The sequence below is a fragment of the Bradyrhizobium sp. Leo170 genome (assembly GCF_004296405.1).
Lineage (GTDB): Bacteria > Pseudomonadota > Alphaproteobacteria > Rhizobiales > Xanthobacteraceae > Bradyrhizobium.
Genome location: NZ_PSRR01000098.1, coordinates 1 through 25,495 on the forward strand (window position 1 = coordinate 1; position 25,495 = coordinate 25,495).

At 61.8% G+C, this 25,495-nt stretch carries 26 protein-coding genes; 7 read left to right on the plus strand and 19 right to left on the minus strand.

Annotation, left to right across the window (positions count from 1 at the left end; translation table 11 throughout):
- Nucleotides 1-122: 122 nt before the first annotated feature.
- From CWO89_RS18280 to CWO89_RS18315, 8 genes are all read right to left on the minus strand, one after another.
- Entirely contained in the window at nucleotides 123-902 is a 780-nt protein-coding gene (locus tag CWO89_RS18280) for a serine acetyltransferase domain-containing protein (RefSeq protein ID WP_130580152.1), read from the minus strand.
- Nucleotides 903-1,067: 165 nt separating this feature from the next.
- Nucleotides 1,068-1,562, minus strand: a complete 495-nt coding sequence (locus tag CWO89_RS18285) for a DUF2852 domain-containing protein (RefSeq protein ID WP_130580153.1) — start codon at nucleotides 1,560-1,562, stop codon at nucleotides 1,068-1,070.
- Between the two features lie 119 nt (nucleotides 1,563-1,681).
- A complete protein-coding gene (locus CWO89_RS18290) occupies nucleotides 1,682-2,377 on the minus strand; it encodes a TetR/AcrR family transcriptional regulator (RefSeq protein ID WP_130580154.1) in 696 nt (231 codons plus the stop codon).
- 201 nt (nucleotides 2,378-2,578) lie between these two features.
- Nucleotides 2,579-2,944: a YciI family protein gene (locus tag CWO89_RS18295; RefSeq protein WP_130580155.1), complete on the minus strand. Its 366-nt coding sequence runs from the start codon at nucleotides 2,942-2,944 to the stop codon at nucleotides 2,579-2,581.
- 32 nt (nucleotides 2,945-2,976) lie between these two features.
- On the minus strand, nucleotides 2,977-3,396 hold the full coding sequence (locus CWO89_RS18300; RefSeq protein ID WP_130580156.1) for a YciI family protein: 420 nt from the start codon (nucleotides 3,394-3,396) through the stop codon (nucleotides 2,977-2,979).
- 154 nt (nucleotides 3,397-3,550) lie between these two features.
- Entirely contained in the window at nucleotides 3,551-3,964 is a 414-nt protein-coding gene (locus CWO89_RS18305) for a YciI family protein (protein WP_130580157.1), read from the minus strand.
- A gap of 147 nt (nucleotides 3,965-4,111) precedes the next feature.
- The gene (locus CWO89_RS18310) at nucleotides 4,112-4,480 is read right to left on the minus strand and encodes a nuclear transport factor 2 family protein (RefSeq protein ID WP_130580158.1); all 369 of its coding nucleotides are present in this window, start codon (nucleotides 4,478-4,480) and stop codon (nucleotides 4,112-4,114) included.
- A complete protein-coding gene (locus CWO89_RS18315; protein ID WP_130580159.1) occupies nucleotides 4,481-5,134 on the minus strand; it encodes a glutathione S-transferase family protein in 654 nt (217 codons plus the stop codon).
- Between the two features lie 161 nt (nucleotides 5,135-5,295).
- On the opposite strand from CWO89_RS18315, the gene CWO89_RS18320 reads away from it, so the two are divergent.
- Entirely contained in the window at nucleotides 5,296-6,084 is a 789-nt protein-coding gene (locus tag CWO89_RS18320; protein WP_130580160.1) for an SDR family NAD(P)-dependent oxidoreductase, read from the plus strand.
- Between the two features lie 9 nt (nucleotides 6,085-6,093).
- Here CWO89_RS18320 and CWO89_RS18325 read toward each other — a convergent pair whose 3' ends face one another.
- Nucleotides 6,094-6,660 (minus strand): histidine phosphatase family protein, encoded by a 567-nt coding sequence (locus CWO89_RS18325; RefSeq protein WP_130580161.1) that lies wholly within the window; start codon nucleotides 6,658-6,660, stop codon nucleotides 6,094-6,096.
- A gap of 186 nt (nucleotides 6,661-6,846) precedes the next feature.
- Between CWO89_RS18325 and CWO89_RS18330 the strand changes: the two genes are divergently transcribed.
- The gene (locus CWO89_RS18330) at nucleotides 6,847-7,296 is read left to right on the plus strand and encodes a hypothetical protein (RefSeq protein ID WP_130580162.1); all 450 of its coding nucleotides are present in this window, start codon (nucleotides 6,847-6,849) and stop codon (nucleotides 7,294-7,296) included.
- A gap of 119 nt (nucleotides 7,297-7,415) precedes the next feature.
- Here CWO89_RS18330 and CWO89_RS18335 read toward each other — a convergent pair whose 3' ends face one another.
- The 3 genes from CWO89_RS18335 to CWO89_RS18345 all read right to left on the minus strand — a co-directional run bounded on the left by CWO89_RS18335 (nucleotide 7,416) and on the right by CWO89_RS18345 (nucleotide 9,605).
- Entirely contained in the window at nucleotides 7,416-7,829 is a 414-nt protein-coding gene (locus CWO89_RS18335; protein WP_130580163.1) for a VOC family protein, read from the minus strand.
- 133 nt (nucleotides 7,830-7,962) lie between these two features.
- Entirely contained in the window at nucleotides 7,963-9,240 is a 1,278-nt protein-coding gene (locus CWO89_RS18340; RefSeq protein ID WP_130580164.1) for an RNA polymerase sigma factor, read from the minus strand.
- Nucleotides 9,237-9,605, minus strand: coding sequence for a YciI family protein (locus tag CWO89_RS18345; protein ID WP_130580165.1), 369 nt, complete (start codon nucleotides 9,603-9,605; stop codon nucleotides 9,237-9,239). The genes CWO89_RS18340 and CWO89_RS18345 overlap by 4 nt, the downstream gene beginning before the upstream one ends.
- Before the next feature lie 315 nt (nucleotides 9,606-9,920).
- On the opposite strand from CWO89_RS18345, the gene CWO89_RS18350 reads away from it, so the two are divergent.
- Nucleotides 9,921-10,886 (plus strand): 2-hydroxyacid dehydrogenase, encoded by a 966-nt coding sequence (locus CWO89_RS18350; protein WP_130580166.1) that lies wholly within the window; start codon nucleotides 9,921-9,923, stop codon nucleotides 10,884-10,886.
- A gap of 147 nt (nucleotides 10,887-11,033) precedes the next feature.
- On the opposite strand, the gene CWO89_RS18355 is transcribed toward CWO89_RS18350, so the two are convergent.
- Together CWO89_RS18355 and CWO89_RS18360 are read right to left on the minus strand one after the other, a co-directional pair.
- Nucleotides 11,034-12,086, minus strand: coding sequence for a helix-turn-helix transcriptional regulator (locus CWO89_RS18355; RefSeq protein WP_130580167.1), 1,053 nt, complete (start codon nucleotides 12,084-12,086; stop codon nucleotides 11,034-11,036).
- A 371-nt stretch (nucleotides 12,087-12,457) separates the two neighbouring features.
- Nucleotides 12,458-13,834 carry an FAD-binding oxidoreductase gene (locus tag CWO89_RS18360; RefSeq protein ID WP_130580168.1) on the minus strand — a complete coding sequence of 459 codons (1,377 nt, stop codon included), beginning with the start codon at nucleotides 13,832-13,834 and terminating at the stop codon, nucleotides 12,458-12,460.
- Nucleotides 13,835-14,583: 749 nt separating this feature from the next.
- Between CWO89_RS18360 and CWO89_RS18365 the strand changes: the two genes are divergently transcribed.
- From CWO89_RS18365 to CWO89_RS18375, 3 genes are all read left to right on the plus strand, one after another.
- Nucleotides 14,584-16,647: a tetratricopeptide repeat protein gene (locus CWO89_RS18365; protein WP_165421227.1), complete on the plus strand. Its 2,064-nt coding sequence runs from the start codon at nucleotides 14,584-14,586 to the stop codon at nucleotides 16,645-16,647.
- A gap of 578 nt (nucleotides 16,648-17,225) precedes the next feature.
- The gene (locus CWO89_RS18370; RefSeq protein ID WP_165421228.1) at nucleotides 17,226-18,740 is read left to right on the plus strand and encodes a flavin monoamine oxidase family protein; all 1,515 of its coding nucleotides are present in this window, start codon (nucleotides 17,226-17,228) and stop codon (nucleotides 18,738-18,740) included.
- 170 nt (nucleotides 18,741-18,910) lie between these two features.
- Complete coding sequence (locus CWO89_RS18375; RefSeq protein ID WP_130580171.1) at nucleotides 18,911-20,602, plus strand: arylsulfatase; 1,692 nt, start codon at nucleotides 18,911-18,913, stop codon at nucleotides 20,600-20,602.
- A 222-nt stretch (nucleotides 20,603-20,824) separates the two neighbouring features.
- On the opposite strand, the gene CWO89_RS18380 is transcribed toward CWO89_RS18375, so the two are convergent.
- The 3 genes from CWO89_RS18380 to CWO89_RS18390 form a co-directional block, all read right to left on the minus strand.
- A complete protein-coding gene (locus CWO89_RS18380; RefSeq protein WP_245476366.1) occupies nucleotides 20,825-21,754 on the minus strand; it encodes a 5'-methylthioadenosine/S-adenosylhomocysteine nucleosidase in 930 nt (309 codons plus the stop codon).
- Nucleotides 21,755-21,959: 205 nt separating this feature from the next.
- Complete coding sequence (mddA, locus tag CWO89_RS18385) at nucleotides 21,960-22,730, minus strand: methanethiol S-methyltransferase (protein WP_130580173.1); 771 nt, start codon at nucleotides 22,728-22,730, stop codon at nucleotides 21,960-21,962.
- A gap of 344 nt (nucleotides 22,731-23,074) precedes the next feature.
- Nucleotides 23,075-23,740, minus strand: coding sequence for a TetR/AcrR family transcriptional regulator (locus CWO89_RS18390; RefSeq protein WP_130580174.1), 666 nt, complete (start codon nucleotides 23,738-23,740; stop codon nucleotides 23,075-23,077).
- Nucleotides 23,741-23,837: 97 nt separating this feature from the next.
- On the opposite strand from CWO89_RS18390, the gene CWO89_RS18395 reads away from it, so the two are divergent.
- Entirely contained in the window at nucleotides 23,838-24,482 is a 645-nt protein-coding gene (locus CWO89_RS18395) for a glutathione binding-like protein (RefSeq protein WP_130580175.1), read from the plus strand.
- Nucleotides 24,483-24,595: 113 nt separating this feature from the next.
- On the opposite strand, the gene CWO89_RS18400 is transcribed toward CWO89_RS18395, so the two are convergent.
- Together CWO89_RS18400 and ybgC are read right to left on the minus strand one after the other, a co-directional pair.
- Nucleotides 24,596-25,006, minus strand: coding sequence for a YbgC/FadM family acyl-CoA thioesterase (locus tag CWO89_RS18400; protein ID WP_394566107.1), 411 nt, complete (start codon nucleotides 25,004-25,006; stop codon nucleotides 24,596-24,598).
- 20 nt (nucleotides 25,007-25,026) lie between these two features.
- Nucleotides 25,027-25,470 carry a tol-pal system-associated acyl-CoA thioesterase gene (gene ybgC, locus CWO89_RS18405; RefSeq protein ID WP_130580177.1) on the minus strand — a complete coding sequence of 148 codons (444 nt, stop codon included), beginning with the start codon at nucleotides 25,468-25,470 and terminating at the stop codon, nucleotides 25,027-25,029.
- Nucleotides 25,471-25,495: the final 25 nt, after the last annotated feature.

The following is a 25,495-nucleotide window of genomic DNA, read 5'->3' on the forward strand; positions in this document are numbered from 1 at the left end:
TCCCGGGTCCCGGCTACGCCAAGGCTCCGCCGCGGCGCGCAAGCCCGGGACGACGTCGTCATTGCGAGCGCAAGCGAAGCAATTCATCTTGCCGCTTGTGGAGGCGTGGATTGCTTCGTCGCTTACGCTCCTCGCAATGACGGTGCCGTCCTGCTTACATCAGGACAATTGGTCAGGCGCGCGGTCACGCCGACCGCGGTGCATCCGGGCGGGACGTCAGCGAGCACCACCGAGCCCGCACCGATCTTGGCAAAATCGCCGACGCTCACATCCCCGATGATGGTCGCCCCGGCGCCGATGAAGACACCGCGACCGATCCGGGGCGCGGCGTCGGGATCGGCCTGCGGTCGTCCGATGGTGACATTCTGCAGCATGGTGACCTCGTCACCGATCGAGGCGAATGCGCCCACGATGATGCCGGTGGCATGATCCAGGAACACCGACGTTCCGACCGAGGCCGACGGATGGATGCTGACCTGGAGCCGCTCGGAGGATTGGCTTTGCATCAGGAGCGCGAGGTCGGTACGGCCGCGGCACCAGAGCCAGTGCGAGACGCGCCAGGCCTGCAGCGCGACGTAGCCCTTGAAGTTCAACAGTGGCGGAAGAAATCCCTTGGTCGCGGGATCGCGGCGAATGATGCCTTGCAGGTCACGGCTTGCCGCTTCCACGAGATCGGGTTCGGCGTGAAAGGCCTCGTTGGCGATGCGCGTCAACAGCGCGCGACGGTCATTGCCCGTGCCCAGCCGTTGTCCGATCACGAAGGCGACGGCATGCCCGAGATCAGGATGACCGAGAATCGCCGCAGACGAACCGCGCAAGAGCGGATCGGAAGCTGCGACCTCTGACTCGCGGCGGATCAACTGCCACAGCGCGTCGGCCGATACCATTGTATCTGTGACCATGCGTTCACCTCGCCGTCACCGCCCGGCCTGGCGTCTCTGTTTATTATAGCTGGGTGCCGCCGATCACAAAACCAAACCGCCCGTCTGCTTTCGCAAACGGGCGGCTCAGGGCCATCAGGTTTTATGGGGGCACATCGCCTGAAGGCTAGCTTTGGACCGTACGACTTAGCCCTGCTGCGGCGGGGGCTGGTCGTTCGGCGGAGTCGGACGCTGGCGATGCTGGTTCATGAAAGCGTCGAACTCTTCCTTGTCCTTGGCGTGACGCAGGCGGCTCAGGAATTCCTTGAACTCCTTCTGCTCCTCTTCGAGCCGCTGCAGCGTCTCGGCACGGTATTCGTCGAAGGCACGATTGCCGCTGGAGGGCGGACCGAAGCCAAAGCCGAAGCCGCGGCGCTCCATGTGGTCGCGCATGCGATCCATCTTGTATTGCATCCGCTCCATCTTGTTCTGCCAGCGATCGCGATCGTTGTGACTCCAGCAACCCATTTTTCTGCTCCCGAGTGTGTAAAAGAGAAGGGCGAGCCCGATCGGCCACCAGATGATGAAGCCGAGGATGGTCACCGCGATCCAGCCGGGGTGCCACGGGCTCTCAGACATGCGTGGGCGGTACGGTTCTTCCACGGGGCCGCGCCATCGATTGACATCTGCGGTGTAGGCCATTTCCGTCTCCATCACGGCATCACGCCATTGTGAATGTAAATAACATTTACATACTTGGCCGATCCAATCCGAAAGTCAAGCCGACCCCACAGGGGTGCGACAAAATTATTTCGGCAATTTTATTTCGGTTTTCCCCACGGACCGGCAGGCTTTTCGTCCACCGGCTCGGGCGTGCGCTCGGTGGGGAAGCCGAGACCGCGCAGATAGATCAGCACTTCGGCTTCCAGCAGTTCTTCCGGCGTCATCGGCAATTTGCGACGCGCGGCGTCGCCGCGGCCGAACAGCGAAGCGACACCATGCGACATCGCCCAGATGTGCAGCGCCATCATCATCGCCGGCGGACGCGGCATGCCGGGCGGCGCCAAAGCCGCGAGCCGCTCGGCAGCGGCACGAATGACTGCAAACGCGCGTTCGCTCGCTGCCATCAAAGCGGGCGTGGTTTCGACGGGAACGCCGGATTCGAACATCGCGGAATAGAACGCCGGCTCCTCGCGGGCGAAGGCGAGGTAGGCCTTGCCGACGCGCTCGAACGCGGTGATCGTATCAGGACGGCCGTCGTCCCAGGCCTGCGTCAGGAGCTGTTCGAACTGTTCGAAGCCGCGCTGGGCGATGCTCGACAGCAGTTCGTCGCGGTCGCGGAAATGCCGATAGGGTGCGGCGGGGCTGACGCCGGCCATGCGCGCGGCATCGGCGAAAGTGAAGCCGGCCGGCCCCTTCTGCGTGATCAGGTCGAGCGCCGCCTGCAGCAACGCTTCCTTCAGATTGCCGTGATGATAGCCGCGCTCGCCGCGGCGCGTATCCTTGCGCCAGCTCATGTGAAGAGGTCTTACATGAGCCGGATGCAAAGGTCACTAGCGCCGGGGCGCGCCGTTCATCAAGATTAACGGCGCCGCGCTTGCCCGAGTTCGTAGCCCGGGTCGAGCGGAGCGCAACCCGGGACGGCTGTGTCCGCATTGCGGGTGGTCCCGGGTTACGCCCGCGCTTCACCCGGGCTACGGGGCTGACGGCAGCGTGGGCTAGCCACCCGGAATCGGCAGGATCGGCATGATCTCCACCCGCTCGCCGGGGAAGATCGCAAAATGCGGGTGGTTCTCGAACAGTTTCGCGGCGGCCTCGTGCGAACTGGCGCGCAGCACCGTGAAGCCGCTCAGCTCGTTGCTGATATCGGCGATGCCGCTGGCATCGACTTTCTTGGTCTTGCCCAGCGGACCGCCCATGGCGACGATCACGGCCTGATGCTTGTCGACCCAAGCCTTCCAGGCCGCAATCCCCTGCTGCTCCTTGGCGCGCCGCTCTGTCTCCGGCAGCGCGTGCCAGGCGGCCATTTTCGGATTGTTCATGCTGCCGACGAAGACGGCGAGATAGGTATCGTTCGCGCTCATGCGTTCTCCTCCTTTGTTGATGGACTCTCGGCTTAACGGTGTGCCGAATCCCGCTGCAGTTCATCGAAGCCGGCGGCTGCCTTCTGCACTTCCTCCGAGAAATCGGACATTTCCTGCACCTGGCGGATCTCGATGATCTCGTTCTCGCTGGCCGGACATTGCTTGGCCCACTCGATCGCCTCTGCACGCGAGGCCACGTTGATCATCCAGTAGCCGCCGAGCACTTCCTTCGATTCGGTGAAGGGTCCGTCGGTGACCACGGGCTTGCCGGTGGCGAAGGAGACGCGGGCGCCCGCCGACGGCGGATGAAGGCCGTCGAGCGCGATCAGGACGCCGGCATCCTTCAGCGCCTGGTTGTATTTCATCATCGCGGCAACGCGTTCCGGGTCGAGGTCGATCTTCGGCGGCGCGGTCTCGTAGCCGAGCGGGATCATCAGCATCATGAATCGCATGGGTGGTTCCTTGTGGTTGGGGGGAGCGTCATTCTCTCCGTCGTCATTCCGGGGCATCGCGTAGCGATGAGCCCGGAATCCATCAGGCCACATACGCAAGCGGAGAAATGGATTCCGGGTTCGCACTTCGTGCGCCCCGGAATGACAGGGAGGGTCAGTTTCTGGCGACCTGGGCGCGCAGGCGCTCTTCCTGCTCGCGCAGTTCGGGGGTCAATGCTTCGCCGAAATCCTCAGTGGAGAAAACCTGCCGGATCTCGATCTCGCCGTCCTCGAACGGGGCACGCTTCATCCAGTCGATCGCTTCATCGAGCGATTTGGTCTCGATCAGCCAGAAGCCGGCGACGAGATCGTTGCTCAAGCTGAAAGGTCCGTGGCTGACGCGGGGCTGGCCGCCGCCATAGCCGACCCGCGCGCCCTTCGCACTTGGATGCAGGCCCTCGCCGGCCTGCATGATGCCGCCCTTGACCATCTCCTCGTTGAAGGCGCCCATCGCGGCCAAAAGTTCCGTCGAGGGCATCACGCCGGCTTCGGTGTCCCGGTTGGCCTTCACTATCACCATGAATCGCATCGTCTCGCGCTCCGTTGGGGGTCACTGATTGGTCACTTGTCTTCAGGCACTCGCAGATAAGACGAACCGGGTCTTGCCGCACCGACAGGTCCTGCAAAATTATTCTGGAAGTAATTGCGGCAATTGGGCGCGGGTGGCGTGCCCACCCTACGCGCTCTGCTTGACGAATTTGCCATCCTGATAGGTCGCGCCGAAATAGACGTCGATGCGCTTCACCTTGTCGCCGTCGAAGGCAAAGAACTCGGTATTGCGAAAGTTCTTTCCGTCCCTGGCCATACAGCGATAGGTCACGAAGGCCTCGTCGCCTTCGACGAAGATCCGTTCCAGCTCATGGCTCGCGATCCAGTCGCTATCTCGCCAGCAGCGGGCGAAATAGGTCGGCTTGTCCAGATTGTCGCCATAGGGGCTGGTGAAATGGAAATCGTCGGTGAAGGCCGCCTCGACGCGCTGGCGGTCGTTCTCCAGATAGGCTGCGAAGATCGCGCGAATGATCCCGGCTTTGTCGGTGGACGACATTCAGCTCTCCTTCGGGACCATCTTGAAATAGGGCTCCGCCTCCTTCATCACCCGCGCGAAGGACGGGCGCGCCTTCAGGCGCTCGAAATAGGCGTGCAGATTCTCGTGCTGGTCGCCGAACGGCACCATCATGTTGCCGTAGAACAAAGACGGCGCGGCGGCGCAATCGGCAAGCGTAAACGCCTCGCCCGCCGCCCAGCCGCCGGGCGCCAACTGCTCGTCGATGATGCGGTAGGAGGCGCGCAACTGCGCCCTCGCCTCCTCGACACCAAACGGGTCCTTGCTGTCGGCGGGCCGCAGCCGGTCGCCGACAATCTTCTGCATCGGCAGGTGCAGATAGAGATCGTAGAAGCGCTCACGCAGCCTGGTGTGCCAGGCGAGATCGGACTCAGCCGGAATGAACCTGGTGCGGCCGGGATAATGGCGGTCGAGATAGTCGATGATGACGCTGGATTCCGGCACGACCTGGTTCCGCGCATGGTCCTGCAGCACCGGAAATCGCCCGATCGGCGACAGTTTCAACAGCGCCGCGCGCTCGGCGGGATTGGAGAGGTCGACCAGATTGGGCGCGAATGGGATGTCGTTCTCATAGAGGGCGATGAGCACCTTCCAGCAGAACGACGCCAGCGGGTGATAATGCAGCGTGAGCGACATGGAAACTCCTGTTGCCGGCGGCCGGATGTGCCGCCACAGGGAAGACGAAGCAGGGCTCAGGGCGCCGACATCGCCGGCGGATTTATTTCGCGGCCGCAGACCTTGCTTTCGCCGGGTAGACGGCGCAACAGGAACCGATATCGGAAAACATCGGAACATTCATGACTTCATCTTCGCAGAAGGTCGCGCTCGTCACCGGGGCGGCGCGCGGCATCGGGCTTGCCACCGCCAGGCGATTCCTCGCCGAGGGCTGGCCCGTCGCGCTATTGGATATCGAGCGCGAATTGCTGAGCGACGCCGTCGCGAGCCTCAAGCAGGCCGAGAACACGCTGGCGCTGCCTTGCGACGTCTCCGACGCCGCTGCTGTCGCGGCGGCAGTTGCCGCGGTGGAAAAACGCTTCGGCCGGCTCGATGCGCTCGTCAACAATGCCGGGGTTGCGGTGTTCGCGCCGCTGCTCGAGACGTCGGACGCGGACTGGAGCCGGATCCTGGCGGTGAACCTCACCGGACCGTTCCTCTGCGCCAAGGCTGCCGCGCCGCTGATGCGCGAGCATGGCGGCGGGGCCATCGTCAACATCACCTCGATCTCGGCGGTGCGCGCCTCGACGCTGCGCTCGGCCTACGGCACCAGCAAGGCGGGACTTGCGCATCTGACCAAGCAGCTTGCGGTCGAGCTCGCCTCGCTCGGCATCCGCGTCAATGCGGTGGCGCCGGGCCCGGTCGACACCGCGATGGCGAAAGCGGTGCATACGGCGGCCATCCGCGCGGACTATCACGACGCGATCCCGCTCAACCGCTACGGTCTCGAAGAGGAACTGGCGGAAGCGATCTTCTTCCTCAGCAGCGAACGCGCAAGCTACATCACCGGGCAGATCCTCGCCGTCGACGGCGGTTTCGATGCCGCCGGCATCGGATTGCCGACGCTGCGCGGACAGGGGCGGAACGGCTAGAGACACGTCTTAGCGCTGGTTGACCGCGATGACGCGCCAGCCATCGGCCAGGCGATCGATCCGGGTGAGCGACAGCGGATCGATCACGAAGCGCAGGGCGTTCTCCGCCTGTAGGCCGAGCGCGATCGCGAGCACTGCGCGGATCGTGCCGGAATGCACGACCAACACGGCATCGCCCGCCGGCAGCGATGCAAGCCCCTCTCTCGCGCGCGCGATCTGATCGGCAAAGCTTTCGCCGCCGGGCGGCCGATTGCTCGCCGGCGATCGCCAGAACGCATGATAGGCGTTGCCGAGTTCGGCCACGAGATCGTTGTGGCGCCGCCCGGTCCAGGCGCCGAAATCCTGTTCACGAAAGGCGGCGTTCTCGGCCGCTGCGAGCCCGAGCGCCGCCGCGGTCTCCCGCGTGCGGCGCGCCGGGCTGCAGACCGCAAACGCATCCTGCGGCAGCCTTGCCTTCAGCGCGGCAAGGGCCGCTTGATTGCCGAGGTCGGCCGGCGCGTCCGGGCCATGAATGACCCCTTTCGGCCCATCGACAGGGGCGTGCCGGATCAGCCACAGATTGGTTTCGATGTTCATCTTGAAGCCTGGGCCAGCCTTGCGGCGAGCAGCATCATGCGAAGGAATCGCATGCAGTCGCCAGTTTAGACGATGTCCGCGCCTTCTGTCGCGACTTGCCCAAGGCGGGCGCACGCATGACAAAATCTTGCCGCATGCGACGCCGTTAAATATGCGACGGGAATGAGGAAATCAGGGAGCCCGCGGATGCCAAGAGCGACGTCAAGGGCGGTGATCAAGGCGGCTTTGATCGCAGCGGCGCTGCTCGCAGTAAGTTCGTTCGCGCGCGCCGAGGTCCGCATCCTGGCAAGCCCGGGCGGAGAGGTCGAGCCCTTCATCGAATTGTTCGCGCGCGTGCGCGCCTCCGGCGAGCGCGTGGTGATCGACGGGCCGTGCCTGTCGGCCTGCACGCTGGTGCTCTCGATGGTCCCGAACGATCGCATCTGCGTGACGCGGCGTGCCGTGCTCGGCTTCCATGCCGCGCGTTCGGTCGACGGACGCGGCCGCTTCTATGCCGAGCCGGAGGCCTCCGAGGCGGTGCTCGAGGCCTATCCGGGGCCGGTGCGTGGCTGGATCGTAAGCCACGGCGGATTGACGTCGCGGCTTCTGCTGCTGCGCGGGCGCGACCTCTCGGCGATCTATCCGCGGTGCCGATGAACGGGATCGCGTAGGGTGGGCCAAGCGAAGCGTGCCCACCATCGCGAGCGGAGTGTTGATGGTGGGCACGGCGCTTGCGCGCCTTTGCCCGCCCTACGGCGCTACGGCCGCAGCGTCGATTACATCCCCTCCGCCGGGCAGTTCACCATCCAGGGGATGCCGAACTGATCGACGCACATGCCAAAACCCTTGGCCCAGAAGGTCGGCGTGAAGGCCATGGTCACGGTGCCGCCTTCAGCGAGCGCCTTGAACTTGCGTTCGCCGTCGGCTGGGTCCTCGACCGTCAGAGAGACCGCGAAGCCCTGCGGCTGGTGGAAATATTCCGGCGGCGAATCGGAGGCCATGAGGATCTCGCCGTCGATCGTGATCTTGGCGTGCATGATCTTCTTCTTCCAGTCGGGCGCGACCGGCATCGATTCCGGCGCCTGCTCATGGGTGAGCATCGCCTCGATCTTCGCGCCGAGCACCTTCTCATAATATTTCAGCGCTGCTTCGCAGTTGCCGCTGTAGAACAGATAGGGATTGACTTGCATCGCTCGCTCCTTGGGTTGATGCCACTGTCGCCGTCGACGATCTTGTTGTCCAAGCGTGGCCGGATCATGCCCTCTGGACGAACTTCGAAGCCCGTATCCGACAAAGATCGCAGAATTATTTCTTCGAAGACTTTTATTTCTTCGAAGACTTGGCGCCACGCGGCTGGCTGTCGCGGATCAGGCGGTCGAGATGCATGCGGATGTGGGCGGCCTCCGCGGTGGTGTTGGCGAGCGCAATCGCGCGGTCGAAGGCGACGCGCGCCTCCTCGTTGCGGCCGAGCTGCATCAGGAAGGCGCCGCGGACCCCATAGAAGTGGAAATAGTTCTGCAGCCGCTGGGCGAGCGGATCGATCATCTCGAGCGCCGCTTCCGGTCCGCGCACCTTTGATACCGCCACCGCGCGGTTCAGCGTCACCACCGGCGAGGGCTGCATGATCTCGAGCGCGCCGTAGAGCAGCTCGATCTGTAGCCAGTCGGTGTCTTCGGGCTTCTCGGCGCGTGCATGCAATGCGGAGATCGCGGCCTGCACCTGGTAGGGCCCGCTGCGGCGATGGCGCATCGCCTTGTCGATCAGCGCCAGCCCCTCGGCGATCAAGGTCTGGTTCCACAGGCGGCGGTCCTGGTCCTCAAGCAGGATCACCGCGCCATCAGCATCGAACCGCGCCGCGGCGCGGGCGTGCTGCAACAACAATAGCGCGGTCAGCCCCATGATCTCCGGCTCGCTTTGGAACAAGCGCAGCAACAGCCGCGCCAGCCGGATCGCTTCTTCGCAGAGGGGGCTGCGAATCTCGGCGGTGTCGCCGCTCGCCGAATAGCCCTCGTTGAAGATCAGGTAGATCATCGCCGCGACGGAAGCGAGGCGCTCGCTGCGTTCGGCCGCGCCCGGCGCCTCGAACGGCACTTTCGCGTCCGCCACACGCGCCTTGGCGCGGGTGATGCGCTGCTCCATCGCCGCTTCGCTGACCAGGAAGGCGCGCGCGATCTGCTTCACCGAAAGGCCGGAGACGATGCGCAGCGCCAGCGCGATCTGCTGCGTCGGCGGCAGGTCGGGATGGCAGCAGATGAACAACAGCCGCAGGATGTCGTCGCGGTAATGCGAGCCATCGAGCCGCTCGGCGAGCGCGTCCTCGGCGTCGTCGAGGTCGGAGATCGCCTGGTCGTCATCCGGCAGCGCCTCCTGCTTGCGGCTGCGCCTGATATCGTCGATCCCGACATTGCGGCCGACCATGATCAGCCACGCCGCGGGATCGCGCGGCGGGCCGTTCTGCGGCCAGCTCTTGAGCGCGCGCAGGCAGGCGTTCTGGTACGCCTCCTCCGCCCGATCGAGATCGCGGAAATAGCGGAGCAGCGCGCCGACCGCCTGGGGTCGCGCCGAGGTCAGCGCGGCATCGATCCAGGCGGTATCGGTCACGTCTGAACACTCCCGGGATTGAAAACCCCCACGGGGCGGATCTCATAGGCGCCGCCCGGATTGGCCGCGCCGAGGTCGCGCGCGACGTCGAGCGCCTCGTCGAGATTCTTGCAGTCGACGACATAGAAGCCGAGCAGTTGCTCCTTGGTCTCGGCAAAAGGACCGTCCAGCACGAGCGGCGGATCGTCCTTGCGCAGCGTGGTCGCCGCCGTGGTCGGCAACAGCCGCGCCACCGGCCCAAGCCGGCCCTGCTGGGCCAGCTTCTCCTGCACGACGGCAAGTTTCTTCATGACGGTCGCGTCCTGTTCCTTGGTCCAGGAACCGACCATGTCCTCGTCGTGATAGCAAAGGATGGCATACAGCATGCGTCAGGCATCTCCGTTGTGTTGAAGACGAACGATTATGCCCGCAGCCGACAAGGCTTAGAAGAAATTTCGAGAGGAGAAGACGTGAGTTCCGCACCCCTCCGTCATTGCGAGCGGAGCGAAGCAATCCATGCCTCCACAAGTGGCGAGATGGATTGCTTCGCTCCGCTCGCAATGACGCGAGGCGGCAGCTTCCGCGGAAATCAGGATCAATTTGCGCATCTCAAAGTCTCCGCTTGATTGGTGGCAGGAGAGTATGCGACCGGTTCTATCCGATATGTGATGAAGGTCACGCTGATAATTTGGGGTGCGAAAATGGCGAAAGGCGCGCTGGCGCTGCTGGTGCATGGCGGCACCGAAAACTGGTCGCCGGTGCGATGGAAGGCCCGGTTCGACGAGGTCTGCCGTAACAGGCGTGTGCTGGTGCTGCCCGATGCAAGTATCGATCGTTCCGAGGTGCAGTACGCCGCGGTCTGGAAGCCGCGACCGGGCGAGCTTGCGGCGTTTGCGAATTTGCGCGTGATCTTCAATCTCGGCGCCGGCGTCGACGCGCTGATGGCGGATGCCTCCCTGCCAGACGTGCCGCTGGTCCGTGTCGCGGTCTCCGACCTCACCGGCCGGATGACGGAATATGTGACGCTGCATGTGCTGATGCATCACCGCCAGGAACTGTACTTGCGCGAGTCGCAGCGCGAGAGGCTCTGGGCGCCGCGGTATCAATGGGCCGCAGGCGCAATCACGGTCGGCATCATGGGAATGGGTACGCTGGGGGCCAACGCGGCAGAGGTGCTCGCGCGGATCGGCTTCCGCGTGGTCGGCTGGAGCCGCAGAGCCAGGCAGGTCGATGGCATCGAATGCTTTGCCGGGACAGAACAGCTCGGCGCCTTCCTGCGAGAGACCAACATCCTGGTCTGCCTGCTGCCGCTGACGCCGGACACGCGGCACATCCTCAACCGCGACGTCTTTGCCAAACTGAACCGCAACAGCCCGATGGGCGCGCCGGTCCTGATCAATGCCGGCCGCGGCGGACTACAGGATGAGGCCGACATCCTGCGCGCGCTTGACGACGGCACGCTGGGTGCCGCCTCGCTCGACGTCTTCGAGACCGAATCGCTGCCACAGGCGAGCCCGTTCTGGAGCCATCCGAAGGTGGTGCTGACGCCGCACAATGCGGCCGATACCGACCCGGACGAGATCTCGAAATATGTCGCGCAGCAGATCGAGCGCTTCGAAGCCGGCGGTGCGCTGGAGAACGTGGTCGACCGTGGGCGGGGGTACTAGAGCATAATCCCGGAAAAGTGGGTACCGGCTTTCCCTCGCGACAAACGCGAAGCGTTTGCGCGGAGATCATGCCCCAACCTAAAGATGGAGCGGGATGACGTTTCGAAGAAAAGTCATCGCGCTCTAGCCCAACTGTCGTCCCGGGTTTCAGCTATTCACAAACGCAGATGTGGCGCGAAGTGCGCGGCGGCCTCGCCCGCGCACTGTGAGGGGTCGCAGGATCACTTCTGCTTCCGCATGGGTCGATGCGGCGCGCACTCCTGATGGCGTCTCGCCGAAGTACCGGCGGAACGTGCGATTGAAATGAGAAACGTCACCAAAGCCGACTGCAAACGCGATATCGATGATGGCCAAATGCAGATGGTGCGGGTCAGTCAACATCGCGAAGGCCCGCTCAAGCCGGCATCCTGCAAGATGCTCGGTGAACGACTTCCCGGTCCCCTCGAGCAGTTTTTGCACGTATCGCCGCGACATGCCGAGCGCAGCGGCGACATTGTCCAGATCGAAATTGGGATCGCTGAATCGTTGCGCGATCTCAGCCAGGATTGCCTGCAGCCTGGCTGCCTTCGCACCACGGTCCGTAATGATGTTTGCAGCTTCGGCGGTCGGCCCGAGCGTCGCGGCCACGAGATCGAGCAGATGTACGCCGATGGTGGAGGCCAGTTCTGATGACGGAGGTTCTTTGAGGGATGCGAGCGACCGCAGGTAGCGGTCGAGGAGTCTAAGCGCGGGTCCAGGACGCACCGGCCGACCCGATAGATCTTCCGGCTGCGCAACCAGAGACCTGAGGGCGGCAGCCTGCACGATTACGTATCTGACTCTGGCGCCACGCGGCCCAAATACTCGCAGCGGCCTTCCGCGGTCAATCAAACAAGCGGAGCCGGCATCATAGACACGTTCCTGGCCAGCAGTTGCAAATCGGACCGGTCCGGTCTCGACGATGTTCAGTCCGAATTGGTCACGGCTATCCTTGAGGTGGAGTTTGTGACGAATAAACTCCACCGGCGTGGCGGCAACGCTACAAACGCCAACCGCGCCGAGCGGCAGGTAGGTGACGTCGATACGCGGTCGCCCGCCGCTGTGATCTATCACGTCCAGGGCGAGGTTCTGCCGCGCAAACTCCTCGCGGAACGTGGAGAGCCGCGCGCGCTCCGGCAGCATCTCGGTCGACCATCGCAAAAGGTGAGATGACGTTGTCATCTCGGCCTCCCGTTTCGAGGCCCCTCCAAGAAATGATATCGCACCGCGCTCGCTGCAAGTGTGAAATGGTTCACAAGGCGGGAGGTAGGCTGCGCGACATGACCGAGCGCGGCGCGCCGCTCTCTGTACGTGATGAGCCGGTACGCGTCGCGTAAAGATTGTGGCGGCCAGCGAGACCGCAGCTTTCTTCACTGGCGAGAACAACCAGCCTTTAGCCGCAATCGTCGCAAATGCCGTGTCGGCTTGTTGCGCGCAGAAATCGATCAGTGGCTGGAAGCAGCATCGACGGCATTTGGCCCCGGGCTGCTGGCCTGGCCCTTCAGGCCAGGCGCGGTTGCAAACATGGCACTTCGCCGCCTCCGGGCCGGGCTTCAGCCCAATGGCCGAATGTTCTGGTTCATCCGGAAGAAATTTTTCGGATCGTACTTTGTCTTCAGTTCCTGAAGACGCCGGTAGTTTGGCCCATAGGCGGCCGAAACCGCGTCGCCAGGCTCATCGTCGCCGAGGTAATTCACATATCTGCCAGCGGCAGCAAAGGGCTCCATCGCCGCATATGTCTCACGCGCCCAGGCGATGCACTGGTCGGTGATTGCCGGCTCGGTCCATTGAGACAATACGATGAAGTTGTAGCCGTTCGCTCGATGCGGGAAGGCCGTATCCTGGGCGCCAACCCGCGCAACCGCACCGTGGATGTGCTCGAGCAGAAGCTGCCCCATCGGACTCGGACAGCGCGCGAAGCACTGGATCATGGTGTCGATTGCATCATCGCTCAACTGTCTCAGGAAGGTCGATTTCCAGTAATTGAATGCCCCCTTTGGATAGCCGGCATCGAGCATGCCGTTGAGGTCGCAGTAGGTCATCTGACCAACCGCATCCAGTATCGGAGATCCGAATTGCTTGAGTGGCGATACCGCCTTTTCGCCGGCGGCAAGCGAACCACAATGACTCGTCACCATCGCCGCCAGCTTGGCGCCGGAGCCATCGGGCGCATGAGTGAAGGCGGCGAACAATGTCTGTTCATCAGGCAGGGACGCAGTGCTTTCGCGGAAAAATCTCAGCACATCGCGGGCGTGGTCATACGGGTACGCGAGCAAGCCGCCCGTGACAGTCGGGCCTATCGGATAGAGCTGATATTCCAATGATGTTGCCACGCCGAAGTTGCCGCCTCCTCCGCGCACGGCCCAAAACAGGTCGGGCTCTTCGTCCTTGGCGGTCCGCATGGCTTTGCCCTTGGCGTCGACGAGGTCGACGGAGCAAAGATTGTCGAGGGCGAGCCCATACTTGCCCATCAACCAGCCCAAACCGCCCCCGAGAGTGAGCCCCGCGACCCCGGTGCTCGAGACAACGCCGCCCGTCACTGCGAGGCCGTGCTTTTGCGTCTCCCGATTGAGATCGGCCCAGGTCGCCCCGCCCTGCGCGCGGACCGTTTGGTTCTTGAGATCGACCTGAATCGCTTTCATCGGCGCCAAGTCGATCATAACGCCGCCATCGGTCGTCGCGCGTCCTGCCACATTGTGGCCGCCGCCGCGAACCGCCACCTCGAGGCCCAGCTCTTGCGTAAGCTTGATCGCCTCGGTCACGTCTGCCGGGTTATGGCATTGCACGATCAACGCCGGACGTTTGTCCACCAGCCCGTTGTGCACCCTCCTTGCCTCCTCGTAGCCTGCATCTGCGGGCTTGAGGAGTTGCCCCGTGAAGGTTTTGCCTAGTTTGGCCGCAGCAGCGGCAACAGATCGATCTGCCGTCATGGCGCTCTCCTTCGTTTCAACCAAAGTTGTCCGCGCCAGGCTACACTGAACAAACGCAAAGAATTCACCTGACGCCGCTTTTCCTGGTGCTCGCGATTCGCGAATTGCAAACGTCTGCGGCCGAAATGGCCGTTCTCCAGCTACAGTATTATTTCAGCGTTGGGCGAACGGGCTACGCTTGTCACTTCCCCGCTTCATAGACGCCATTGGTGCAGGTGGGTCTTGACCGCTTTTGGCCCGCAGCCGTCGAAGGATTCAGTCACCATCCACGTCGGCTGGGGGAAGGCTGACGAGCTTCCGGCACCAAAGGCACTTCCAAGTCCGGCCTGAGCTAAACCGCGCTTCAGCTCTCACCATATCCCATATCGGTTGTCGGAGGTAGGCCGAGAACTTGGGCGCAGTCAGACAGCCTTGCGCTTTGAACAGCGAAACAATCACAGACGCGCGCAAGCCCAACGGCTATGGAGCGCAACACTGTTAACTGGAATGCCCGCAGGTAGGGCGGCTGGTCTCTCCTTATCCGCCGAAAAGCTGAATTGGTACACGGTTGTGCAACAGATAAATTACACCTAGATTGCGATTTTCAAATTCCCACGAAAATGGGAAACCATTGGAGTTGCCATTTATGTTGCAGGCTTCTCGCGGAATTGCGATCCATCTCATCTACGTAATGGCAATTGTGACGGCGTCCGGGCCGCCGATTGCATTTGCTGGCGAAACCGAACGGCAGCGCGCCGCGGAGTTCTTTGTTGCCCAGACCCGACGTGTTGGTTCGTCAGGCGGACGGTTTGGCCAAGGCCAACAAGCCGGCCGAAGCCGACGCGCTTTATGAGAAGGCCCTGCGGGCTGTGGAGCAGGCGCAGGGGCCGCAGAGTTTCGAAGCGTCCTATGTCCTTGAATGGCGCGCGATCTTTTACAGGGACCAGCAAAAATACGACGAGGCCTGGAGGGCGGCCGAGCGAGCGCTGAAAATTCGCGATCAGGTGTTCGGACGTTACAGTGTGCTCACGGCACGGATGCATTCTCTGCTCGGATCTATTGCGGTCTTACAGCGCCAGTTGCCCAAAGCAGAACAGCATTTCAGCGCAGCACTCGAAGTCACCGACAATCGCCTCGGCACCGAAGCTGTTGCCGCCTACGCCGCATTCGAACTCGGGAAATTATGGTGGGACGAAATGGATTTTTCCAAAGCTGAGACCGCAATGAAGCGAGCGGTCGCGCTGCGGGAGAAAGTGTGGCCGGCTGACGAACTCCAGGTGGGTCACGCGCTCGCGTCTCTGGGCATGTTGTACCAGGATTTGGGGCGCTACAGCGAGGCTGAAGTCACGTACAAGCGAGTCATTGCCATCCAGGAAAAAAACGCTCCTGGAGATGAGCTTGGCCTCGCGCTATGCTTGGTGTACCTCGGAACGAACTACCGCATGCAAAGCCGCTTTGCCGACGCGGAACCGCTGTTGCGTCGTGCCCTGTCCATCCGCGAAGCGCGACTCCAGCCCAGCGATCCCGCGATTGGAGAAAGTCTGTACCATCTGGGTGCCCTCTATCGTTGGCAAGGCCGCTACATCGAAGCGGAGCCCCTCTTTCGGCGCTCTCTCGCCATTCGTGAAGCAGCATTTGGATCTGGGGAACGCCATCCTCTTGGTGACATGCAGGCCTTGGCGTTGACACTCGACGGTCTCGGTCGCTTCCCCGAGGCAGAACAGATGTTGCGTCAGGTACTGGCAGGCCGAGAGAGACTCCTGGGACCCGATCACTACGAAATTGCCGACACCTTGGTCAGTCTGGTACGGGTCTTGCGCAGACAAGGCCGTTTTGCCGATGCGGCACAACTTGCTGACCGTCCGCTCGCCATCTACCAGAAGGCCGTTGGCCCTGACCACATCTACGTCGTGCGAGCCTTGTTGCCGCTGGCAATGATCCATCAGGATCGTGCGGAGTTCGCAGAGGCTGATCGGCTCTTCCGCCGGGCCCTCGCGATTCGCCAGTCCACATTTGGAACTAACCATACCGAGGTGGCGGACAGTTACGCGGACCTTGCTCGTCTCGCGATGGCCCAGCGTCAATTCGAGGAGGCTGGTGGATACGCGTCGAAAATGCTGGAAATCAAGGAGAAGTGGTTTGGCCCGGACAATGTCGCTATCGTGCCGGCACTTGAGGCGGTCGCTGAGCTACGCATCATAATGGGGGACGCCGACTCCGCGGAAGAGCTCCTTCAACGGGCACTCGCAATCTGCGAGCGCGTCGTGGGGCCGGATGCTGTTATTGTCGCCGACACATTGTCCAGCATCGCGGAAGTTTATCAAATGCGCCGCAAGTTCGGCGACGCTGAGAAATACTACGCACGCCCGCTCGCGATTTATCGCAAGGCTCTTGGCCCCCGTCATCCGGCAGTTGCAGGAAGTCTCGGTCGGCTCGCATCGCTCTATATCGCCATGGGGCGGCCAAAGGAGGCCGAAGGACTTTACGACGAAGCAAACGGGATTCTGGTAAGCGCGCTTGGTGAAGACAGCCCCGCACTCGCATGCATCATGAACAACAAGGCGCTGCTGCTACTTCAATTGGGTCGGACCGACGAAGCTGAAGCGCTCTTCACCAGGGCGATCGGGTTGTTGCGCTCCGGCGCCGGGACAGAAACCCCAACATTGGCAATCCTGTTGAACAATCTCGCGGATTTGCGTGAGCACGAAGGGCGTCAAGCAGACGCTGACAGATTGCGCGAGCAATCAAACTCAATAAACGCAAGAATTTTCGGCAAGACCGCTGCGCCAATCGTTCCGGCTGCTCTGTTGCCATTGTGGACGCAGGACCTTTAACTTTTGTCATGTCCGGCATTAGGAGCGACCTGGCCCCTGGAGTCGCCAGAGTTTTCTTCCAAACGTAAAGCGAACCAGTGTTCACGCGTTGCTACCGGCACAGCTACGGGTCGTAGGCTCGCCCCAGATCTTCCCCCTCTCACTACGGAAATATTTCTACCCATCTGAATTCGGTTACGGTCGAAACATTGCATCTTTCCTGAACTCAGCGGACTGACCAAATGTCTGTTGAGGATCAATGTGACTTGCGTTCTAGCTCGGCTCCCCGGCCGGACCGGATCGTCACGGCGCGCGAGTGTAGGGCATCAGGGTCCGCCGGACTCCGAATTGCATTTGACCGGTTCGGTTTGATCTCGAAGGCACACGCGGACCAGACTGTCTTCCCCGAACTTGGTCAGTCGCGTGGTGTGGAGTTATTCAGATATGACGATGCGATGTTTCGTCGGTAGCCGAATTCCGATGCGTAGAAATATTATCGTAGTGACAGAGGAAGACTTGGGGCGCGCTTGATCGCTCGCGTACTCTTCATCTGGGGCCGCGCAGCGTCGTAATCGTTCGATTTGACAGGAATGCCCGCAATGAACAGCAACGATCCATCTCGATCAACCGGTGACACCTTGGACACAGCTATCGTCGGCGCCGGGGTTGGCGGCCTCTACGCCGCGTGGCGCCTGCTCGGTTGCGGCCAGCCTCCCGGCGGCATTGCCGTGTTCGAAGCCTCCGCGCGCGTCGGGGGTCGCCTATTCAGCGTGACCATGCCGGGGACTACCGGCCTCGCCGCAGAATTCGGCGGGATGCGCTTTCTTTCCAGCCACACGCTCATCACGTCGCTCGCGGCAAAATTCGGTCTGAAGATTCGCGAGTTCACCACGGGCAACTCGGAGAGCATCTTCTATTCCCGCGGCAAGCAGTGGCGTGCCGGCGACATCGCAAAGAAGCAACCCCTCCCCTACAGCCTGCGCCCGGACGAGCTCTATCTCGATCCGTTCGAATTGATCGTCAAAGCCGTCCAACGGGTGATGCCTTCCATGAAGCACCTTTCACCCGATGACTGGGTGAAGATGAAAGAGTCGCTCACTCTCGACGGCTTTCCATTGATCGACTGGGGCTTTCGCAATCTGCTTGGCCGATTCCTATCGGATGAGGCGCTGCAGTTCATCGAGATGGGGATTGGCTACAGTGCAGTCGTGAGCAACTGGAATGCCGCCGACGCATTGTCGCTGGTGGTCGAGTATACCAACAGCGCCACCGAGAAAACCCTGGTGGACGGCATGCAGGCCTTGCCGAACGCGCTTGCGGCCGCCATCGTGCGCGAAGGCAGCACGCTTTATCATCAGCACAGGTTGGTGTCACTGCGCGGTCCGGCCCAGACAGGCGATGGCCTGCACGAACTCGTCTTTGCAACGCCTGAGGGACCGCGCGCCGTTCGTGCGCGCCGTGTCGTACTTGCGCTGCCACGCCGGGCGATCGAACTCATCGGCGACTGCGCCGCGTTGAAAGAACCACGCGTTGCAGCTCTGCTTGCAACCGTGACGCCGCGGCCGCTTGGCAAGGTCTTCGTCGCCCATGAGCAGCCCTGGTGGCGTCCGCTCGGTCTGACCAGCGGACGGGCGACGACCGACCTGCCGATCCGGCAGATCTATTATTTCGGCACCGAGCCTGACCGGCCGGCAGGCGCGACAGGCCACCTGACCATGGGCTATTTCGATCATCCGCAGCTCGATTACTGGGCCGGCTTGCGGCGCCTGGAGCAGCCGGCCGCCAGCGGATTCACCGTGCTCGATCCTGATGGCCCCGTGGCGACAGAAGTCCGCCGCCAGATCGGTGTCGTGCACGGGCTCGATCAGCCCATGCCAGCACCGCTGTCGGTCGGCTTCATGAACTGGGAAGAAGATCCGTACGGTGGCGCCTGGCACACCTGGAATCAGGGCGTGAAGAGCTGGGAGCTCATGAAGACAATCGCGGCGCCGGTGCCCGGAATGGCGCTGCACATCGTCGGCGAGGCCTGGTCGACCAACCAGGGATGGGTGGAGGGAGCGCTGGAGACTGCGGAGGCCGTGGTGGGCACCTTGACGCGCATACCCGCAAACTGAGGCCCTACCTCGGGATGCGATCTGCCGGAAGTGCATAGTCGCGGTCAGGCCACCTTTAATAGGCTGAAGAGCAAGAGGCGGAAGGCTCGCTCGGATGCGCTCGCTGCACGGTGCGCTCCGAGAGGTGCTATGTATTGCAATCGACATCAGTTCGAGGAAGGGAACAGGTCATGAGTATCCGAAGGACCCTTTGGATCGGCGTACTTGCGCTGTTCGCAGCCGTGTTGGTGGCGGCCGCACCACCGGCGGCCGCGCAGCAGCAACGGCCGCCGAACATTCTTGTCATCATGGGAGACGATGTCGGCTGGTTCAACGTCGGCGCGTATCACCGCGGAATGATGTCCGGCAAGACGCCAAACCTCGACAAGCTGGCGTCCGAAGGCATGATGTTCACCGACTACTACGCCGAAGCGAGCTGCACAGCAGGGCGCGCCAACTTCATCACTGGCGAGTTACCAATCCGCACGGGGCTAACGACTGTCGGTCAGGCCGGTGCCGATGTTGGCATCCCGGACCAAGCCGTGACACTCGCCACCGTGCTCAAATCGCTCGGCTACGCAACGGGGCAGTTCGGCAAGAACCACCTCGGCGATCTCAACAAATATCTGCCGACGGTGCACGGCTTCGACGAATTCTTCGGATATCTATATCACCTCGACGCGATGTCTGATCCGTACTGGTACTCGTTCCCCGCCAACCAGGACTACTACGACAAGTATGGCCCGCGCAGCCTGATCCACAGCTACGCGACGGATAATGACGACCCCACCGAGATGCCGCGCTGGGGCAAGATCGGCAAGCAAAGGATCGTCGACGAGGGGCCGCTGCCGCCGTTCCCCGACATGTCGAACGTCCCGAATATGCATGATCTGCCGTTCCTGAAGCCGAAGTACGACATGACCACCTTCGACGAGGTGTTGGTCAAATCGTCCAGTGACTTCATGGATAAGGCCAAGCGCGACGGCAAACCTTTCTTCGTCTGGCACAACACGACGCGCATGCACGTCTGGACGTTCCTGTCGAAGAAGTACAGCGCGATGCAGAACAACGACACGAACTACGGTCTCGAGGAAGCCGGCATGGCGCAGCTCGACGACAGCGTGGGCGCCCTGCTCAAGCATATCGATGACATCGGCGAAACCAACAACACCATTGTCATCTTCACAACGGACAACGGCGCCGAGGTGTTCACCTGGCCGGATGGCGGCATGACCCCGTTCAAGGCCACCAAGGGGACCAGCTATGAAGGCGGCTTCCGCGTGCCGGCCATCATTCGCTGGCCGGGCCGCATCAAGCCGGGGTTGGTCGAGAATGGAATCTTCTCTGGGCTCGACTGGTTCCCGACACTTACCGCTGCGGCGGGAAACCCGAACATTACCGACCAGCTTCTCAAGGGCGTGACGCTGGAAGGCCGCACCTACAAGAACCACCTCGACGGTTACAATCAGATGGATCTGCTGACGGGCAAGGGTCCCTCCGTCCGCCATGAGATCTTCTATTTCGCCGGTCCGCTTCTCGGTGCGCTTCGCCACGATAACTTCAAGTTTCAGTTCTTCCAGCAGCCACACGGGTGGCCGGGCGAGAAGGACACCACCGATATGCCGACCATGGTCAACATCCGCCAAGACCCGTTTGAGCGGACGCCGTCAATCCGCGGCGAAAGCCTGAACAATATGGGCGGAGGTTACATGAATGATTTCATGGCCCGCGAATTCTGGCGCTTCGTGCTTGTTCAGCAAGAGGTTGCCAAATTGGCGCAAACGGCCATCGACTACCCTCCGATGCAGGCGCCGGCGAGCTTCAACCTTGAGGCCGTGAAGAGAGAGGTCGAGGAAAAGATTAAGGCTTATCGGGGCCAGTAGTCGGCCCTGTTCTTCAACACGCGGGCGCTCTCCAGAGAGCGCCCGATAGGTCTGCAGGTATCACCACCACGACGTTGCGCGGCAGGCCTGGCTTCTGGGTAAAGGTCGGCGATGCCGAAGTCATGATGCGGTCATGAGAAAAAAATGAGATGAGACCGCGAGCACGTCTCGCGCATGGTTGGCGAGAGCCCGCATTCCTCCCTGCGCAGCTACAGGTCTATGTTATTTGCTCGCTTCGCCAGGGCGGCGCTCAGAAGGCTCTTGAGCTGGGAGAGCGTGGAGAAATGCTTTGACCACGGTGGCGGCGTTGTCCGAAGCCAGGTGTTCGAGCTCATTCTCCGTGTTTTCGCCGGCATCGCCGCCGGCCAGATCCGACAAGCCTCGGAAGGCTATGAAGGGGATGTGGTTCGAATAGGCCACGTGGGCGACTGGCGCACTTTCATTGTCGACGAGGTTGGCCTTGAAGGTGTCATAGATCCACTTGCGGAATTCGGCATTGTCAATGAACGCCGGGCCGGAGACGCCGGCGCCTCCAATGACGACACGGGGACGCGTGGTTCCGCAGACAGCCGGCTTTAAGCAGGCCTTCAGCTCGACTTTCGTCGCGACCGAACGCGCGGTCTCCAGCATGGTCGGATCGACGTCAAACCAGAAGCGCTTTTCCGGCTCGCGCTCTCCCGGATGAGCAATTCCTACCGCACGGGGGAAGATCATGCCGTAGTTCGGCAGCGTCTTGCCGAGCCAGTTCGGTACCGACCAGCCGGCCCCGGCTTTCCGGGCAAAGACGGATTCGAGATATTCAGACCAGCGGTCGGCCACGACGACATCCCCTGCTGAAAGACTGGGGTTGATGCCGCCGGCAATTCCGGAGAAGACGATGCGCCTGATCTTGAAATGATCAATTGCGCCCTGCGTGGTCATGGCCGCGTTGACCATTGACACGCCGCTGAGGAAGAGAACGACATCTTTTCCCTCGAGTTGACCCACGATGTAAGTCGCGTCCGCTATGACCTCCGTCCGGGTCGCGCTCATTGCATTCTTGAGCACGCGCCATTCGCGGGTGTATGCCGAAATGATGGCGATCCGCGGCGTAGGGTCCACCTGTTCCGCCGCGGCTGCACGATCCGTCAGCAGAGTCAATGAGGCCAGCAAGAGTGGTGCAAGCCATAAAGCATTCCGCCATCGTGGCCGACTGGTGGATGCTTTCCTATCCGATCTCGAAGAGAGTTTCTTCACGGGGGGCGCTACGGACAAGTCTGGAGGCAGCATAAAGGGAGAATGACGACCCGCGCAGGCTCTCGCATCGAGCGACGCGGGTACGTCTTGTTCTGCTTTGGTCGCGGATATCTCGGTCGCCTCAGCGGTCGCTGGCGTTAGGCTCGGTTGTATAGCGATCGGCTTTGATGGAGCGAGGCCAGGGCACCAGCATTGCGACTCGCTCCCGATACTGCCGATACTGATCGCCAAACAGCGCAATCAGATCGCGCTCCTCCAGGCTGGCGCCAATGAAAATGTAGGCTGTTGCGACGGCCGCGAATAGAAAGTGCCCAGCCGTCATTGTTGGCGTCGACCAGAACGCGATGATGAAGCCTAGATAGAGTGGATGGCGTACCAGTCTGTACAAAAATGGAGTCTTGAAACGAGAGCCGACAGCGCTGGCGGCTGGATTTGCGAACACCTGTTTCAGTCCGAACAGCTCAAAGTGGTTTATCTGGAAGCTGGCGAACAGCACGATGAACCAGCCGAACAGTGCCAGCCCTTGCAGCGCCATGGCGGCGGTCGGATCCGCAACGCTCCAGATTATCGCGGGAATCGGGCGCCATTGCCAAGCCAGCAAGATCAGGGCCAGACTGGCGAGAAGGACATACACGCTTCGCTCGATTGCATTTGGAATGAACCGGGTCCACCACTGCTTGAATGACCTGCGGGCCATCACGCTGTGCTGGAGAGCGAAGAGCGACAAGAGCAGAAGATTGATGATCACCGCCTCGAGCGTTGGCGTGGCGGGCCCTGAGTCGATGTCTTTCGGCACGACCGCGCCGAAGACGAAGCCGATCACATAAAGAATTGTGCCCACGAAGATTGCATAGGCGATCAGTCCGAAACAGATTGAGACAATTCGGGCCATTTTTGCTCCTTTTTCAGAGAGGGAGATGTTCGATCATCTCGCACCGTGACCGAGTAATCAGCGCAAGCAGGAGTGTTCTGACCGGGTAGCTCGTCATCTTCACCTGCTCGCATCGCCAACGATGGAGAGGTGCGGTGACGGCGCTGTTTCATTTCTGTTTTAAAGGGTTGCAGACGTAATATTGGTCGTCGCACACCTTCTATTCTAACACGTTTTCTGCGCAGATAAGCCTACGCGATCTGCGTAAACTTGATCGCTATGCGAACCGGCGTCCACCCTCGGATCAGGTCCGAGGGCATGCCTCGCTCGAAAACGCTCTGGGACGACGATGGACTATGCGACGCTTAGCGGCACATCACGTCGATGGCACCATTGACGAGGGCTTCCAATTCCTTGCGCGAGACACGGGCGCGCGCGCGCAGCGCGATGGTGTGGAGCGTGGCGGAGGCGAGTTGCGCGAGCGCGGTAACGTCAGCCGCCGGCGATAGCTCGCCCTTTTCCTTACCGCGGCGGAAGCACGAGGCAAAAGCCTTGTCGAGCTCGACGAAGCCGTCGAGCGCCAAAGCGCGGATCTCGGGATCGGCGACCGCGTCGGAGGCTGCCGTCACCACCGTGAAGCAACCGCGCGGAGAATCGCCGGAAAGATAGATATCGAGCGCCACCGCATAGATGCGCATCAGCCTTTCGCGGATCGGCAACTCCTCCCGGAAGATGTCGACCATCGCAGCGCGCGCATCATCGCGGTAGCGCCGATAGCTCTTGATGTAGAGCTCGCGCTTGTCGCCGAATGCTCCATAGAGGCTCGGCCGGTTCATGCCGGTCGCGGCACTGAGGTCGTCGAGCGAGGTCGCGGCAAAGCCGCGCTTGCGGAACAGGTCGAGCGCCTTGCCGAGCGCGACATCGGGCTCATAGGCGCGCGGCCGGCCGCGCCGCTTCGGCTCAGCGGCGTCAGCCTTTTTGCCAGCCGGTGGTTTGGCAGCAGATGGCAGCTTCTTCTTTTTTTGTACCATTTCGCAGAAAATTCCTTGACCGAAACTATACTATGCAGAACAGTACAAAAATCAACACGAGGCCCGGCTGCCGGGCCGAACCGCCAAGGAGGCATCCATGGAGCTTTATTTCTCGCCGCTCGCCTGCTCGATGGCGACCCGCATCGCGCTGTATGAAGCGGGCGCAAGCGCCGACTATCTCGAGGTCGATCCGAAGACCAAGGCGGTGCTGAAGGACGGCTCGGATTTCACAGAGGTCAATCCGCTCGGGCTGGTGCCGACGCTCCGCACCGATGACGGCGCAGTGCTGACCGAGAACGCCGCGATCCTGCAATATGTCGCGGACCGCTTCTCGCAGGCGAATCTCGGTACCGGCGCCGGCATGGAGCGCAGCCGGCTGCATCAGTGGCTCTGCTTCATCGGCACTGAACTGCACAAGGGCCTGTTCGTGACGCTGTTGGACAAGAAGGCGCCGCAGGACGCGAAGACCTATGTGGTGGAGAAGAACCTTTCGCGGCTCGACTATCTCGAGAACTATCTGAAGGGGCGCGAATACCTGCTCGACCATTTCAGCGTGGCGGATGCCTATCTCGTCACCGTCATCAACTGGACCATGGCGACGCCGCCGGTCGAACTGGCAAAATGGCCGGCGCTGAAGGCCTACTATGAGCGCCTGCGCGCACGGCCTTCCGTGGCAAAAGCAATCGCGGAGGAGTTCGAGCTCTACAAGGCCGAGATCGCGCGCCACAAGGCGGCGGCGTAACACGCACCCGTAGCCCGGATGGAGCGAAGCGTAATCCGGGGTTGTCGCAAACGCGGATACGGCAGTCCCGGATTGCGCTTCGCTCCATCCGGGCTGCAAGGTTGGTGCTGCGATCAAGCCACATCGGCCTTCAACAACAGCCGCAGCGCTTTCGAAATCGGCTGCGCCTTGCCCTCACTAATGAAGGCGACGCGCACCTGCGCTTTGACCAGCAAGTCCTCGCCGCGCCGCACTTCCTGCGCCAGCGTGATCGAGGCGCCCTTCACCGCGACCGGCCAGGTCACGACGTCGAGCACATCGTCCATCCGCGCGGGCCTTAGGAAGTCGAGCTCCATCGAGCGCACGACGAACACAAAGCCCGGCGTCTCCACCTCGGTCTCCGCGAACAGCGCATGCTGCTCGGCGCCCATCAGCCGCAAATGGTTGGTACGGCCGCGCTCCATGAAGCGCAGATAATTGGCGTGATAGACGATGCCGGAAAACACTGGTTTGACGATGTCGCAATTGGGTCGATGGACGGCCAACGCGTGAACGAGGAGCAGATTTATCTATGCCCCTCCATAGCAAGCCGCAGCGCCTTGGGAATGCGCTGCGCTTTTCCGCCTGCGATAAACGCCACGCGTACACGCGCCGTGACTAGGAGATCGTCTCCGCGCCTGCATTCCTGCAGCAAGGCAATTGACGCGCCTCTCACTTCTTGTGGGAGCGTGACGACATCAAGCACGTCGTCCAAAACCGCAGGCTTTAGAAAATCGATTGTCATCGAACGGACGACGAAGGCAAAGCCGGGAGCATCGTTCCACGCTTCTTCGAGCAGCGCTTGCTGATTGGTTCCGAGCAGGCGCAAGTAATTCGTTCTGCCGCGTTCCATGAACCGCAAAAAATTTGCATGATAAACAATCTTGCCAGAATCGGTATCTTCAAAATAGACGCGGACCTGCATGTGATGGCGTCCGCCACGAATTTCGCCGTCAAGAGAGGCTGTCACGGTGCGGTTCCTTTGTTGCGCTTGG